This is a genomic window from Ferrovibrio sp. (genome assembly GCF_035304305.1).
In the GTDB taxonomy this organism is placed as follows: domain Bacteria; phylum Pseudomonadota; class Alphaproteobacteria; order Ferrovibrionales; family Ferrovibrionaceae; genus Ferrovibrio.
In genome coordinates, this window is the sequence record NZ_DATGQG010000123.1 from 1 (window position 1) to 15,078 (window position 15,078).

Here is a 15,078-nt window from a genome sequence, read left to right on the forward strand (position 1 = left end):
GGATAGGCGGCTTTGCAAGCGCCGCGCGCTCCGGGCCGCCGGCCGCGTCAGTAGGCTGACGTGATCGGATAGCGCCAGTCGCGCCCGAACGCGCGATTGCTGACGCGCACGCCCGGCGGCGCCTGGCGGCGCTTGTATTCCGCGAGATAGAGCAGATGCTGGATGCGCCGCACGACATCTTCCGGCTGGCCCGATGCGACGATGTCGCGCACCGGCATCTCCTTCTCCACCAGCATCTGCAGGATGGCGTCAAGCTGCTCGTACGGCGGCAGGCTGTCCTGGTCGGTCTGGTTCTCGCGCAGTTCGGCCGAGGGCGGCCGGACGATGATGCTCTCGGGAATGACGATGCCTTTCGGCCCGAGCCCACCCTCCGGCACATTCGCATTGCGCCAGCGCGACAATGCAAAGACCGTCATCTTGTAGACGTCCTTCAGCACGGAATAGCCGCCGCACATATCGCCGTAAAGCGTGGCATAGCCGACCGACATTTCCGATTTGTTGCCGGTGGTCAGCACCATATGGCCGAACTTGTTGGAGATCGCCATCAGGACAACGCCACGCACGCGGGCCTGCAGATTCTCTTCTGTGATATCCGGCTCGCGGCCCTGGAAGGCCGGCCGAAGCATCGCGTCGAACGCCTCTACGGCCGGCGAGATCGGGATCGTCTCGTAGGATACGCCCAATGCCTTCGCGCAGGCCTCGGCATCGGTCAGGCTGAGCGACGAGGTGTATTTCGACGGCAGCATGATGCAGCGCACCTTGTCCGCGCCGAGCGCGTCCACAGCGACCGCCGCCGAGAGCGCGGAGTCGATGCCGCCGGAAAGCCCCAGCACCACGCCGGGAAAGCGGTTGCGCTGCACGTAGTCGCGCAGCCCCACCATCATCGCCTGGTAGATTGCGGTGAGGTCGTCATAGGCCTCGGCCATCGGGCCCTTGTCGCAGCTCCAGACCTCGCCCTGGCGATGCCAGGTGGTGATCGTCAGGTCCTCGCGGAACTCCGGCTGGCGCACGACCATGCTGCGGTCGGCATTGAGCACGAAGCCGCCGCCGTCGAAGACCAGTTCATCCTGGCCGCCGACACGGTTCACGTAGATCAGCGGCAGGCCGCTCTCCACGACGCGGGCGACGGCGAGATTCAGTCGCGTATCCCATTTGTCGGTCTCGAACGGCGAGCCGTTCGGAACGACGAGGATTTCCGCCCCGGTCTCCGACAGGCATTCGGCCACGTCGGGCGCCCACATGTCCTCGCAGATCATCACGCCGAGCCGCACGCCGCGGAACGGCACCGGGCCGGGCAACGGCCCGGGCGCGAAGGTGCGCTTCTCGTCGAACACCCCGTAGTTCGGCAGCTCGTGCTTGTGCCGCACGGCGGCAATCTGCCCGCCCTCCAGCAGCAGGGCGGAATTGTACAGCTTGCCGCCGTCGCGCCAGGGCGAGGTCACCAGCATGGCCGGACCGCCGTCGGCGGTCTGGGCGGCCAGTTCGCGGACGGCAGCCTCGCAGGCCTCCTGCAGCGACAGCCGCAGCACCAGATCCTCGGGCGGATAGCCGACGATCACCAGTTCCGGGTAGACCACCAGGTCCGCGCCGGCCGCAGCCGCCCGGGCGCGCGCCTCCTCCACCCGGCGGCGGTTGCCGGGGATGTCGCCCATCACGGAGTTGATCTGGGCCAGGGCGATGGTCAGGCGGTCGGGAGCAGCGGACATGGGGGTTGCGGTGTTTCGGGGGCGGAATGATTACCCTTACGGCAGGCTTATCTCAACACGGCGGCCAGTTTACTCTGCCGGGCGGAAAGTTAGATAGCCTTGGGACAACAACCGGGAGGGCGAAATGGCCGCGAAAAACACTCAGGTCCTGATGAAACAGCACCCCAAGGGCGGGGTCACCGAGCAGGATTTCGAGATCGTCGAGCGCGAGATTCCCAAGCCCGGCCCTGACCAGGTGCTGGTTCGCAACATCTACCTGTCGCTCGACCCCTATATGCGCGGCCGCATGGACCCGGTACGCTCCTATGCCGCTCATCTTCACCCCGGCGACCTGATGATCGGCGGCACGGTCGGCGAGGTGATCGAGAGCAATGTCCCCTCCCTGCCCAAAGGCACCTATGTCAACGGCATGCTGGGCTGGCAGGAATATGGCGTCGCCAAAGCAAACGAACTGCGCGTCCTCGACCCCAAGGTGGCGCCGATCTCGACGGCTTTGGGCGTCCTCGGCATGCCGGGCTGCACCGCCCATTACGGCCTGATGGAAATCGGCCAGCCGAAGCCGGGCGAAACCGTCGTGGTCTCGGCCGCCAGCGGTGCGGTCGGCTCCGTCGTCGGGCAGATCGCCAAGATCAAGGGCTGCCGCGTCGTCGGCATCGCCGGCGGCAAGGCGAAATGCGACTATGTCGTCACCGAGCTCGGCTTCGACGCCTGCATCGACTACAAGGCCGGCGATATGCACGCCGCCTTCAAGGCGGCGACGCCGGAGCGGGTCGATGTCTATTTCGAAAATGTCGGCGGCGAGATCATGGAGATGGTGTTCGGCCGGCTGAACAGCTTTGCCCGCGTCGCCATCTGCGGCCTGATCGCCCAGTATAACGGGCAGCCCTACCCCTTCACCGGGATGCGCCATGTGCTGGTCAACCGGGCCAAGGTGCAGGGCTTCATCATTTCCGAGCACATGTCCTACTGGCCCGGCGCGATCACCGAAATGGGCGGCTGGATCAAGGAGGGCAAGCTGAAATACCGCGAGGACATCGCCGACGGTCTGCGCAACGCGCCACAGGCTTTCATCGGGCTGCTGTCGGGCAGGAATTTCGGCAAGCAGCTGGTGCGGATCGGGCCGGAGAAGCTTTAACCCACGCCGAACATGAAGAGCAGCGCAATGCCGGCGGCGAAAGCCGCCGCCCTGCGCAGCCATGCCTGCGTGTTGCCGATCAGCGCATAGGAGATCAGCGCCAGAGCAACGCCGATCTTCGCGGCCGCAAGCAGCGCCAGTCCGGGTGTCACCAGGATCTGCAGCAGAGCCGGATTGGCAATGAAGCCGAGTGGGATCAGGAACAGCCCAAGCCCGATGCGCATGGCCATGCCGGCAACCGGCAGCCAGGGCGTGCCGGCAATGCTGGCGGCGACGAATACGGTACCGCAGACCGGCGGCGTGATTGTGCAGAGCAGCGCATACCAGAAGACGAACATATGGGCGTGCAGCTCGGGCAGGCCCAGTTTTACCAGCGCCGGCCCCGCGACGGCGACGCAGATCAGGTAGGCCGCCGTGGTCGGCAGCTCCATGCCCAGGATGGTGCAGGCAATCGCGGTGAGCAGCAGCGCCAGCCAGAGCCGGCCGCCGGAAAGGTCGAGGATCAGGCCGGTGATCTTCACGCCCAGTCCGGTGGCATGGAAGACGCCGACGATCAGGCCGGCGCAGATGATGATGGCGGCGATCAGCGCGATCTGGCGCGCGGCATCCACCACGGCGACCAGCATGCGATTGAGGAACAGCGGCGCGGAGAACCGCTTCCGCTCGCCGTCCCAGACCAGCATGGCGACCGTGACGGCAGTGGCGACCATCGCCGAATAGGCCGGCGAATAGGCCAGCACCATCAGCATGGTGATCAGCACGACGAGCGGCACGGCGAAGAACGGCGCACTGGCCGCAGCCACGCCCCAGCCCGGCAATTCGCTGGTGGGCAGCCCTTTCAGGTTGAAGCGGTGCGCGAAGTAGTGCACGCCGACCCAGGCGGCGAGGAAGAACAGGATGGCTGGCAGCGCCGAGGCGATGGCGATGTCGGCATAGGGCTGGCGGATCAGTTCGGCCATGATGAAGGCGGCGGAACCCATCACCGGCGGCATGATCTGGCCTCCCGAGGAGGCGACCGCCTCGACCGCCGCCGCCAGCGGGCGCGGATAGCCCATGCGGATCATGCCAGGGATCGTGATCGCGCCGACGGAGGCGACATTGGCCGAGGCCGAGCCCGAAATGGTGCCGTACAGCGCCGAGGCGAGCACCGAGACCTTGGCGGCGCCGGCGCGGTAGCCGCCGGCCAGTTGCGTCGCAAGCGACATGAAACCACGGCCCGCCTCGCCGGCCGAGACCACGGCGCCGAGGATCATGAACGGCACGATCAGGTCGATTGAAATGCCGGTGAGCTGGCCCCAGAGGCCGCCCTCGGCCAGCACCATGCTGCCAAGGAAGTAATCGAGCGGCAGGCCGGGATGCCCGAGCAGGCCGGGCAGATGCTCGCCGTAGAAGGCGTAAAGCAGGCAGAGCACCGCCACGCCGGGCAGCACCGGCTGCACCGCGCGGCGCGCCATTTCCAGTGCCACGGCAATCAGGCCGAAGGCCAGCACGAACTGCCAGAGGCTGCCGTCCAGCGATCCGTACTGGTCGAGGATCGCCCTGCGGTCGACGATCAGCAAGGCCGCGCCGAACAGGCCGAAGGCGGTGGCGGCGATGCCGATCCAGCGTTCGACGGCGTTCCGGCCCTGCGCGAAGAGAAAGACCCAGGGCAGCGCAGCCGCGAAATGCAGCGGCCGGCTGACCAGATTGGGTACGAGAGTGGTGAAGATCAGCCAGACATGGATGCCGACGGTGATCGCGGCACAGACGAGCAAAATCCAGCCCGGCCGCGCGCCGGCATCCTGTGACTGCATGCGTTACTCTTGAACCCGCCTTACTGCATCGACGCCGGCACGTTGACGCCGGCTTCCTTGTAATACTTCAGCGCGCCGGGATGCAGCTTGGTGTTGCCCAGCGCGCCGATCAGGTCGGGCGTCACCGCCGCCCACCACGGATTGGTCTTAGCCATCTCGTCCTTCTTGGCCCAGAAGGCCTTGACGATGGCGTAAGCAGTGTCGTCGTCCATCTTCGTCGTGGCATAGGCGCCGACCGGCACGCCCACCGTAGGCGTTGCCGGCACGCCCTTGTAGGTGCCGGCCGCGATGGTGATCGGGCTGGAGGACGGGTCGTTCTTCGCCAGCGTCTCGGCCTGGGCGGCACTGATCGGCAGGATGCGGATCGGCATCGTGGTGGCCAGTTCCTGCAGCTGCGGTGTGGGATGCGATGAGCAGGTGGCATAGCCGACCACCTTGCGGTTCTTCAGCGCATTGTCGGCCGAGGCCAGCTCGACATCGACGAAGTTCACCTTCCCCTCCAGGCCGAGCAGGCCGAAGATGGTGCGGGTGCGGCCATCGCAGAAGGTGCCGCGGCCGCCCGAGATGAAATCCTTGCCGGCAAGATCCTCGATCCTGGTCACGCCGCTGTCCTCGCGCACGACGAAATGCACGGTGACATAGGGCATCACGAAGAGCGTGCGAACGGTGTCATAGCCCGTCTCGCCCTCGAAAGGCTTCCTGCCCTCGCGGGCGGCGCTGAGCAGGCTGGGCGGCGTGGTGAAGACGAAATTGCCCGGGCGCTTGGCGGCTTCCTTCACGTTCTGCACCGAGCCCTGGCTCTCCTCGATGGTGGCCTGGATCTGTCCCTTGGTCTCGGCGCGCAGCACCTCGCCGAGCTGCACCATCATCACATAGTAGGACGACGAGGCAGTGGCGGACTTGAGCGTGACACGGGTCTGCGCCTGCGCGGGCAAAACCGGCGCCAGCCCGGCGGCCAAGGCGACAACAGAAGCGGCAAGCGCGAGACGCGCGACGATACGGCGCATGGTTTCCCTCCCCGGGGCAGTCGAATGCAGGGGGACAGTCTTGGACTATGCGCCCGTCTTGCGCAACAGGAATTCGCGGCCGACCTTCACGCTGGGCTGGCCGTCATAGGCGACGATATCCGCGGTAGCGTAGGTTTCGGTCCATGCATCCGGGAGGTAGGAACCAGTCCCGACAATGTCGATCGGCGCCGCGACGCTGGCCATCACCTTGCACTTCGCGGCATTGAAGCCGGACGATGCGACAATCTTCACGTTGAAAAAGCCGGCGCGGTCCAGGGTGGAACGCATGTGATAGATCGCGGCCGCCGACACGCCGGTGCCGACCAGCCAACGCAGCTCGGCCTCTGTACGGTATTGCCGGATGGCATTTGGTACATGACGTTCCAGCACCGCATAGGACGCCTGCGGATCAAGGCCTTCGACATAGCGGCCGCCATGGGTATCGAGGCGCACCGCGATGCGCCCCTCGTTGGCGGCATCGGGGAAGCGGTTGCAGACCGCCAGTGCATCGGTGATTTCCTGGCCGTAGTAGTCGACCAGCACCGTCATCTGCTCGCCGGGAAATGTCTCGGCGTAGAGTTCCGCCGCGCGAAGCGTCGATCCGGCATAGCCGATCAGGGCATGCGGCATGGTGCCGAAGCCCTTGTCGTTGCCGAAGTAATGCGCCGTCGCATCCGTGGCATTGCCGATGAATCCGGCAGCGCCGACATCACGCCGGGCTGCCCTGCCGCCGACGCTGGCCGCATAGGCCATCATCTCGGCCATCTCGGGGCCTGCGCAATGGCGCGCATCCATGGCGAGGAAGCGCACATTGGGCAGGTCGCAGCACATGGAATAGGCGTTGTAGGCGGCCACGCAGGCGGCCCCCAGCTTCTGCAGGTAGATCGTCTCGAGATCGACCAGCTGCGCCATCGAACCGGTGATGTAGACCAGCGGCTCGCCGGCACCAACCCACGTGCCTTCATCGTGCAGCAGATCGATCTGGAACCGCGCGCCGCGCACCGCGGCGACCTTTTCCAGCCACTCGACCATCAGCCGCGGGCAGAAGATGACCGGGCGCCGCATGAACACGGCATAGGTGACCGTCTTGTCGCCGTAGCGCTGGACGATCTCCTTGGTCTTCTTGAAATAGGCGTCGGTATGGTCGGCGATCTGCCGCTCCAGTTCGGCCGCCTGCCCCGGAGGGATCAGCTGCGTGACCTCAGGCCTGGGCTGCATGACGGACGACGCCGCGGTTGTGGCGCTCCAGCTTCAGCATCTCGGCCATCAGGAAGGCGAGCTCGAGCGACTGCGACGCGTTCAGCCGCGGATCGCAATGAGTGTGGTAGCGGCTGGAAAGATCGTCATCCCCGATAGCCTGGGCGCCGCCCATGCATTCGGTGACATCCTGGCCAGTGAGCTCGAGATGCACGCCGCCGGCATGGGTGCCTTCGGCGAAATGCACCTCGAAGAACTGCCGCACCTCGGAGAGGATGCGATCGAAGGGACGGGTCTTGAAACCCGAGGTCGAGGTCAGCGTGTTGCCGTGCATTGGATCGCAGGACCACACGACCTTGCGGCCTTCCTGGGCCACCTTGCGCACCAGGGGCGGCAGATGCTTCTGCACCTTCTCGTGGCCCATGCGGGCGATCAGGGTCAGCCGGCCCGGCTTGTTCTGCGGATTGAGGATGTCGATCAGACGGATCAGCTCGTCCGGATCCATCGTCGGACCGCATTTCAGGCCGATCGGATTCATCACGCCGCGCAGGAACTCGACATGGGCGCCGTCGGGCTGCCGGGTGCGGTCGCCGATCCACAGCATGTGCGCCGAGGTATCGACCCATTCGCCCGAGGTGGAGTCCACGCGGGTCAGCGCCTGCTCGTAGCCGAGCAGCAGTGCCTCATGGCTGGTGTAGAAGTCGACGCTGCGCAGTTCCGGAGTCTTCTCCGGGGTGATGCCGCAGGCTTCCATGAAGTCCAGCGTCTCGGTGATGCGGGTGGCGAGATCCTGCCAGCGCTCGGCCTCGGGGCTCTTGGCGACGAAGCCGAGATTCCAGCCATGCACGCGATGCAGGTCGGCGTAGCCGCCGCTGGCGAAGGCACGCAGCAGGTTGAGGGTCGCCGCGGCCTGGCTGTAGGCCTGCAGCTGGCGTGCCGGATCGGGCACGCGGGCGGCGGGATCGAAGTCGACGCCGTTGACGATGTCGCCGCGATAGCTCGGCAGTTCGGCATCGCCGCGCTTCTCGACATCCGACGAGCGCGGCTTGGCGAACTGCCCGGCAAGGCGGCCCACCTTCACCACCGGAAGGGCCGCTCCGAAGGTCAGCACGACGGCCATCTGCAGCAGCACGCGGAACGTGTCGCGGATGTTGTTGGCGCTGAACTCGGCAAAGCTTTCGGCGCAGTCGCCGCCCTGGAGCAGGAAGGCCTTGCCCTCCGCCACCTTGGCCAGACCGGCGGTCAGATTGCGGGCTTCGCCGGCGAAGACCAGCGGGGGAAACTGCGCAAGCTTGCTCTCGGCAGCGGCCAGGGCCGCGGCATCGGGATAGTCCGGCATCTGCCGGGCCGGCTTCGACCTCCAGCTGTCGGGAGACCAGTTGCGCGCACTCATCACGTCCTCACAATCCTACTGTGCCTTACAGGCCTGCAATATCGGGGATTTCAGAATAGAACCCCAGCTGTTCCTTTTCCAGTCGGGATGCGGTCCTGAATGGCGTTTCCGGCAAAAGCCCGGAAAAACAGGCAGATGGCTGCGGCCGCAGGTCGCAGGTCCGGACCCGGAGGGCGGACCCTCTGGAGGTTCGGGCGGGCGCGCTCCCGGGCTCAGATGCTGAAGATCTTGCCGGGGTTCATCAGGTTGTCGGGGTCCAGCGCCTTCTTGATCGCCCGCATCACCGCCACCGCCTCGCCGTGCTCGGCGGTGAGATACTTCATCTTGCCCCGCCCGATGCCGTGTTCGCCGGTGCAGGTGCCGTCCATGCGGAGCGCCCGGTGCACCAGCCGCTCGTTGAAGGCCTCGATGGCCTCGATCTCCTGCGGATTGTTGCGGTCGACCACCACGGCAAGATGGAAGTTGCCGTCGCCGACATGGCCGACCAGCGGCGCCATCAGGCCGGTCTTCACCACGTCTTCCTTGGTCTCGAGGATGCATTCCGCCAGCCGCGAGATCGGCACGCAGACGTCGGTGGCCATGATCTCGCAGCCCTTGCGCAGGGCCTTCGAGGCATAGGCGGCGTCATGGCGGGCCTGCCACAGCTTCGCCCGTTCCTCCGGCTTGGTCGTCCACTGGAAATTGTTGCCGCCATGGTCGGCGGCGATCGCCTGGACCATCTCGGCCTGTTCGGCCACGCCGGCCTCGCTGCCGTGGAATTCCAGCAGCAGCAGGTTCTGCACCGGCATGTCCAGCTTCGAATACTTGTTGATCGCGTCGACCTGCACGTCGTCGAGCAGTTCGATGCGCGCTACCGGGATGCCCGCCTGGATCGTCTGGATCACGGTGTTCACGGCGCCTTCGAGCGTCTCGAAGCTGCAGATCGCCGAGGACATCGCCTCCGGAATGCCGTAGAGTCGCAGCGTGATCTCGGTGATGATGCCGAGCGTGCCTTCCGAGCCGACGAACAGCCGGGTCAGGTCGTATCCGGCGGCGGATTTCTTGGCCCGCTTGGAGGTGCGGATCACGCGGCCATCCGCCATCACCACCGTCAGCGCCAGCACGTTTTCGCGCATCGTGCCGTAGCGCACGGCATTGGTGCCGCTGGCGCGCGTCGCGACCATGCCGCCGATCGAGGCATCGGCCCCGGGATCGATCGGGAAGAACAGGCCGGTATCGCGCAGATATTCGTTGAGCTGCTTGCGGCGCACGCCCGGCTGCACGACGACGTCGAGGTCCTCCGCGTTGACCTTGAGTATCTGGTTCATCTGCATCAGGTCGACGCTGACGCCGCCCTGCAGCGCCGTTACATGGCCTTCCAGCGAGGTGCCGGCGCCATAGGGAACGATCGGCAGGCCGTGGGCGGCGCAGATCTTCACGATCTCGACCACTTCCTCGGTGCTGCGGGGAAAGACCACGGCATCTGGCGGCGACGGCACGGCCCAGGACTCATCCCGGCCATGCTGCTCGCGCACGGCGCTGGCCGTGGTAAACCGGTCGCCCAGCAGCTGCTTCAGCGCAGCAAGGGCGGCTTCGGTGGCGGCGGGCGAAAGGCGGGGCTGTGCGACAGCGGCCATGGCGGGATCCTCCGGATTTTCCCTACAGGTATTCCTTTGTCGGAGACGGGGCAACCGGCAAGCGGTTGCGACCCGTGCGAACCGATGAGAAACTCCCTTCCGAGGGGCGGACCAGATCAGGCAAAGCAGGACCGGAACTGACATGTTTGCGCTGATGGCGTCCATGACGACGGGCATTCCGGAAATCGACGCCGAGCACAGCGACCTCGTCTCCATCATCAACCGGATCGCCGAGGCGGAACGCCACCGCCGCGCCGCGGACGCGCTGGCGGCGCTGGAGCATTTCCACCAGGAACTCCGGTCGCATTTCCGGCGCGAAGAGGCCTATTTTGCCACCGTTAGCTTTCCCGACACGGCGGCGCATGCCCAGCATCATGCCGCCGTCCTGGCAAGGCTGCGGGAGATCATCACGGATTTTGATGCCCACACCGCCCGGCCCGGCGGCACCGCGACAACCTGCTTCGATGAATTGCTGCGGACCGTCCTGCTGCAGGATATTCAGGTCATCAACTGGCTGGCGGATCACGGAATCCGCATGGAATCCACATAAAACCGTCGCGCGTCATCCATCCCTTGCGGTACGCGGGTGGCAGTGCAGTCCTGCCTGCGCTATGTAGGCGCCATGTCCGCCGACCCCTTCGATCTATCCGGATTCGAGCCGGAAAATCTTCCTGCGCCCAATGACCCGGCCGCGGCGGCAGCCCTGCCCGCGCCCGACTGGCTGGCGCGGCTGAACGAGGCACAGAGCGCGGCGGCCAGCCATCTGGACGGCCCCCTGCTGGTGCTCGCCGGCGCCGGCACCGGCAAGACCCGTGTGCTGGTCTCGCGGCTCGCCAACATCCTCTACCGGCGGCTCGCCTGGCCGAGCCAGATCCTGGCCGTCACCTTCACCAACAAGGCGGCGCGCGAGATGCGCGAGCGGGTGGAGGCACTGGTCGGCGCCCAGGTGGAAGGCCTGTGGCTCGGCACCTTCCACGGCATCGCCAACCGCATCCTGCGCCGCCACGCCGAACTGGTGGGGCTGAAGCCGAATTTCACCATCCTCGATGACGAGGACCAGCTGCGCCTGCTCAAGCAGATCATCGAGGCCGAGGGCATCGACGAGAAGCAGCTGCCGCCGCGCAACCTGAAGGGCCAGTTCGACCGCTGGAAGGATCGCGGCTACACGCCGGCGAAGGTGCCGGACAGCGAGAGCGGCTTCGCCGAGGGTCGTGGTACCAGGCTCTATCGCCTGTACTGCGAGCGGCTGCTGCAGCTCAATGCCTGCGATTTCGGCGACCTGCTGCTGCATAACCTGACGCTGTTCCGCGACCACGTCGAGGTGCTGCAGAAATACCAGCACCAGTTCCGCTACATCCTGGTCGACGAGTACCAGGACACCAACGTGGCGCAGTATCTCTGGCTCCGCCTGCTGGCGCAGAAGCACAGAAACATCTGCTGCGTCGGCGACGACGACCAGTCGATCTACGGCTGGCGCGGCGCCGAGGTCGGCAACATCCTGCGTTTCGAGACGGATTTCCCAGGCGCGAAGATCGTGCGGCTGGAACGCAACTACCGTTCGACGCCGCATATCCTCGGCGCCGCTTCCGGCCTGATCGCGAAAAACGAGAGCCGGCTGGGCAAGACGCTGTGGACCGACATCAACGAGGGCGAAAAGGTCATCGTCCAGGGCGTCTGGGACGGCGACGAGGAGGCCCGTGTCGTGGCCGAAGAGATCGAGACGCTGGAACGCGACAGGGTCTCGCTGAACGAAATCGCCATCCTGGTGCGCGCCGGCCACCAGACCCGCGCCTTCGAAGAGCGCTTCATGACGGTGGGCCTGAAATACCGCGTGATCGGGGGCCTGCGCTTCTACGAACGCCGCGAGATCCGCGATGCCATCGCCTATTTCCGCGTGCTGATGCAGCCGGACGACGATCTTGCCTTCGAGCGCATCGTCAACCTGCCCAAACGCGGCCTGGGCGACAGCACGATGCAGATCATCCACAAATCGGCACGGGCTGCCGGGAAGTCGCTGACGGCCGCCCTGCAAGATCTGCTGCAGACCGACGAGATCAAGCCCAAGCAGCGCAACACGCTGAAGAACCTGCTGGCCGATTTCGACCGCTGGCGCGTTCAGGCCACCCAGCTGCCGCATACCGAGGTGGCCCAGATCGTGCTGGAGGAGTCCGGCTATACCCGCATGTGGCAGGAGGACAAGTCGCCGGAGGCGCCGGGACGGCTGGAGAACCTTAAGGAACTGATCGGCGCCCTGGGCGAATTCGAGAATTTCGCCGGCTTCCTCGACCATGTCAGCCTCGTCATGGATACCGAGAACGATGACAATGCCGAGATGGTCAGTCTGATGACCCTGCACGCCGCAAAGGGACTGGAATTCGACTACGTGTTTCTGCCGGGCTGGGAAGAAGAGCTGTTCCCCAGCCGGCGCTCGCTGGAAAACAACGGCGTGGCCGGGCTGGAGGAAGAGCGCCGCCTGGCCTATGTCGGCCTGACCCGCGCCCGCAAACGCGCCCAGATCACGTTTGCCGCCAACCGGCGCATCTACAACCAGTGGACCTCGGCCATTCCCTCCCGCTTCATCGACGAACTGCCGCCGGAGCATATCGAGGAGCGCAAGTCCGCCGGCCTGTACAGTCTCAGCCAGCGCACCGGCTACGGCAGCGGCGGCCTCAGCGAGGGTGCCGGCGGCTATCAGGGCCACAGCTACAGCTTCGCGCCGCAATACCCCCGCGGCTCGGGCCGCGGTGGCCTGATCGAGGGTCGCGCCCGGCGCGTGGCCGATGACGATTTCGTCCAGCACAGCCCCGACGAGATGGAACTCTCGATCGGCGACCGCGTCTTCCACCAGAAATTCGGCTATGGCCGCATCCGCGAGGTGGAAGGCAACAAGCTGCTGATCGGTTTCGATAAGGCCGGCGAGAAGCGCGTCATGGCCTCCTTCGTGCAGAAAGCCTGAGCAGCCCGACGATGCCCCTCTCTCCCGAATTCTGGATGGCGGAACTCGACGTGCCCTCCGATCTGGTCGCTGCCGCCGAGGAGATGGTGGGCGACGAGGGCGTAGCCGTCAGCTCCTACGAGGTGCCGCGGCCGGGCATGGCAATCAGTCCCGACTGGCGCCTGCAGGTGCTGTTCGATGCGCCGCCGGATGAGGCGGAATGGCGGACGCGGCTCGCTGCCGTCGCCGAGGGCCTCGGGATCGAGGCGCCGGTGATCCGCTTCGGCCATCTGCCGGCGCAGGACTGGGTCCGGCATACCAACAGACTGAACGCGCCGATCCGCGCCGGGCGCTTTTTCCTGCATGGCGAGCATGATGCGGGCTCGGCGCCGCCGGGCAGCCTGCCGCTGCTGCTGGATGCCGGCCTCGCCTTCGGCACCGGACGCGCGCCATCGACCTATGGCTGCCTGCAGGCGATCGACGATCTCTGCCGCGTGCGGCCGCCGCGGCGCATGCTGGATATGGGAACCGGCTCAGGGGTGCTGGCGATGGCGGCGGCGAAGGCCGGCGCGGGCTATGTGCTGGCGGCCGATATCGATCCGGTCGCGGTGGCGGTAACGCGGGAGAATCTGGCGCGCAACGGATTGCGGCAACGGATCGAAGCACTGACGGCGAGCCGCCCGGACGATCCGCGGCTCACCGCCGCCGCGCCTTATGATTTGGTGGTGGCGAATATCCTGGCCGAGCCGCTCTGTCGCATGGCGCAACGGCTGGCTGCCCTGGTGGCCGTTCACGGCCACCTCGTGCTCTCCGGCCTGCTCGACCGCGAGGAGCGCATGGTGGTTGCCCGCTATCGCGCGACGGGGCTGCAGCTGCAACGCCGCATCGCGCGCGAGGGCTGGCACACCCTGGTCTTCCGGCGGCGCGGCTGAGCCGCACCGCTGCCGGTCACGCGGCGGCGTCAGCCTGCTTGCGCAGAACCTGCACCTTGGCCTCGCCGGCATTCTCGTTCGACGCATGGCCCGGCCGGTAGACCTGGCCGGCGACCGCTGCGGGAATGCTCGAGCGATTGAGCCCCATATCCTGCAGCGTCCGGTCATCCAGGGCGTAGAGCTCCGCCTCGGCCACGCTCTGGCGGATCGCCGCGGCAATCCGTTCCGTCACCGAAGCGATCAGGTTGCCGATGGCCTGCCCGATCAGCGCCGGACGGATGTGATTCGGGCGGAAGCCCAGGCGCCGCAGGTCGTCGGCGGTGAAGCCCATCGCGGGATCGACCTCGGCCGACGGGCCGAACAGGGCGCGGGACACCGCACGCAGCCGGGCGGCGATGTGGCCGGCGATACGGTTGATGATGTCGGCGACGGCCCGCGCCCGCATGCGGCGGGCGGCGTGCTCCAGTTCCACGAAATCGGTCAGGCCGAGATAGTGGTCGGGATGGCTGCCGAAATAACGGTCAAGGTGCGGGGACTGCATGGCTCTCTCCTTCCTCTGGATCGGCCGCCCCGGGGTATTCCTCCGTCATGCTCCGGTTTCTCGCGAACCATGTCAGCATGACTGACCTATTTATTGCACCGCACAAAGATGAATGCAAGAGCTATTTGTAAATTTATTATTGAAAATCAACTATGTAGAAAAAATGACCAGCCTGCCCAATTTTCAGCAATCAGGTCGACTACCCTTGAAATAAGGCCGGCATGCAAAATATGAATGGCTGTAAAAACAAAAACGCAGCCCGGAGGCTGCGTTTTCACTTCGATGGCCAGGTCCGCCCTGCCCAGCTCGGGGAGGAGGAAAGCGGGCCGGCTAACCCGGCCACCGAAAGGGTCTGCCTCAGGCTGCCTCGCGGGGCACCAGGCGGGTGACCTTGCTGGCGGCATTCTCGTTCACCGCGGCCGGAACCGGCGCGCGATCGATCAGGCCGGCAACGGCGGCCGGAATCTGCGAGCGGCTGAGGCCGATGTCACGCAGCATCTGGTCGTCGAGGCTCTCCAGTTCGGCCATCGCACGCCGGTCGGCGAGGTAGGCCTGATAGCGGGCGACGAGGCCCTTGAGGGCGGTCCAGGCGTTGTAGATCATGTTGGCAATGGCTTCGGCGCGGATACGACGCGCGTAGGCCTCGATCTCAACAGCGCTGAGGGGCGCCAGGTTGGCCGGGTAGCCGAAAGCGGTCTGGTTGCGCAGGGTGTTCATTTTCATCTCCATCCGTGGTCCGGGCTTCTCGCATCGCGTCCACGTCGGTGATATTGCACTGCACACATGAGATTTCAACAACTTATGTATTCTTGTTTGCGTACGC

At 65.9% G+C, this 15,078-nt stretch carries 12 protein-coding genes; 4 read left to right on the forward strand and 8 right to left on the reverse strand.

From position 1 onward, the window contains the following. Window positions 1-47 precede the first annotated feature (47 nt). Entirely contained in the window at window positions 48-1,706 is a 1,659-nt protein-coding gene (locus VKZ87_RS13690) for an NAD+ synthase (RefSeq protein ID WP_324221817.1), read from the reverse strand. Between the two features lie 124 nt (window positions 1,707-1,830). Here VKZ87_RS13690 and VKZ87_RS13695 point away from each other — a divergent pair, with 124 nt between their 5' ends. After that, the gene (locus VKZ87_RS13695; protein WP_324221818.1) at window positions 1,831-2,841 is read left to right on the forward strand and encodes an NADP-dependent oxidoreductase; all 1,011 of its coding nucleotides are present in this window, start codon (window positions 1,831-1,833) and stop codon (window positions 2,839-2,841) included. On the opposite strand, the gene VKZ87_RS13700 is transcribed toward VKZ87_RS13695, so the two are convergent. The 5 genes from VKZ87_RS13700 to VKZ87_RS13720 form a co-directional block, all read right to left on the reverse strand. Next, on the reverse strand, window positions 2,838-4,634 hold the full coding sequence (locus tag VKZ87_RS13700) for a TRAP transporter fused permease subunit (RefSeq protein WP_324221819.1): 1,797 nt from the start codon (window positions 4,632-4,634) through the stop codon (window positions 2,838-2,840). The genes VKZ87_RS13695 and VKZ87_RS13700 overlap by 4 nt on opposite strands. A gap of 20 nt (window positions 4,635-4,654) precedes the next feature. Further along, entirely contained in the window at window positions 4,655-5,641 is a 987-nt protein-coding gene (locus VKZ87_RS13705) for a TAXI family TRAP transporter solute-binding subunit (RefSeq protein WP_324221820.1), read from the reverse strand. Between the two features lie 45 nt (window positions 5,642-5,686). Further along, window positions 5,687-6,859 (reverse strand): nicotinate phosphoribosyltransferase, encoded by a 1,173-nt coding sequence (locus VKZ87_RS13710; protein ID WP_324221821.1) that lies wholly within the window; start codon window positions 6,857-6,859, stop codon window positions 5,687-5,689. Continuing rightward, on the reverse strand, window positions 6,843-8,231 hold the full coding sequence (locus tag VKZ87_RS13715; protein ID WP_324221822.1) for a class II 3-deoxy-7-phosphoheptulonate synthase: 1,389 nt from the start codon (window positions 8,229-8,231) through the stop codon (window positions 6,843-6,845). The genes VKZ87_RS13710 and VKZ87_RS13715 overlap by 17 nt, the downstream gene beginning before the upstream one ends. Window positions 8,232-8,443: 212 nt before the next feature. Further along, entirely contained in the window at window positions 8,444-9,847 is a 1,404-nt protein-coding gene (locus VKZ87_RS13720) for an FAD-binding oxidoreductase (protein ID WP_324221823.1), read from the reverse strand. Window positions 9,848-10,010: 163 nt separating this feature from the next. On the opposite strand from VKZ87_RS13720, the gene VKZ87_RS13725 reads away from it, so the two are divergent. The 3 genes from VKZ87_RS13725 (at window position 10,011) to VKZ87_RS13735 (ending at window position 13,714) form a co-directional block, all read left to right on the forward strand. Beyond that, window positions 10,011-10,397 (forward strand): hemerythrin domain-containing protein, encoded by a 387-nt coding sequence (locus VKZ87_RS13725; RefSeq protein ID WP_324221824.1) that lies wholly within the window; start codon window positions 10,011-10,013, stop codon window positions 10,395-10,397. Between the two features lie 72 nt (window positions 10,398-10,469). Continuing rightward, the gene (locus VKZ87_RS13730; RefSeq protein WP_324221825.1) at window positions 10,470-12,803 is read left to right on the forward strand and encodes an ATP-dependent helicase; all 2,334 of its coding nucleotides are present in this window, start codon (window positions 10,470-10,472) and stop codon (window positions 12,801-12,803) included. A gap of 11 nt (window positions 12,804-12,814) precedes the next feature. After that, window positions 12,815-13,714 carry a 50S ribosomal protein L11 methyltransferase gene (locus VKZ87_RS13735; RefSeq protein WP_324221826.1) on the forward strand — a complete coding sequence of 300 codons (900 nt, stop codon included), beginning with the start codon at window positions 12,815-12,817 and terminating at the stop codon, window positions 13,712-13,714. 16 nt (window positions 13,715-13,730) lie between these two features. Here VKZ87_RS13735 and VKZ87_RS13740 read toward each other — a convergent pair whose 3' ends face one another. Both VKZ87_RS13740 and VKZ87_RS13745 read right to left on the reverse strand, forming a co-directional pair. Continuing rightward, window positions 13,731-14,255 carry a hypothetical protein gene (locus VKZ87_RS13740; protein WP_324221827.1) on the reverse strand — a complete coding sequence of 175 codons (525 nt, stop codon included), beginning with the start codon at window positions 14,253-14,255 and terminating at the stop codon, window positions 13,731-13,733. A 357-nt stretch (window positions 14,256-14,612) separates the two neighbouring features. Continuing rightward, the gene (locus tag VKZ87_RS13745; protein ID WP_324221828.1) at window positions 14,613-14,972 is read right to left on the reverse strand and encodes a DUF1127 domain-containing protein; all 360 of its coding nucleotides are present in this window, start codon (window positions 14,970-14,972) and stop codon (window positions 14,613-14,615) included. Between the last annotated feature and the right edge of the window lie 106 nt (window positions 14,973-15,078).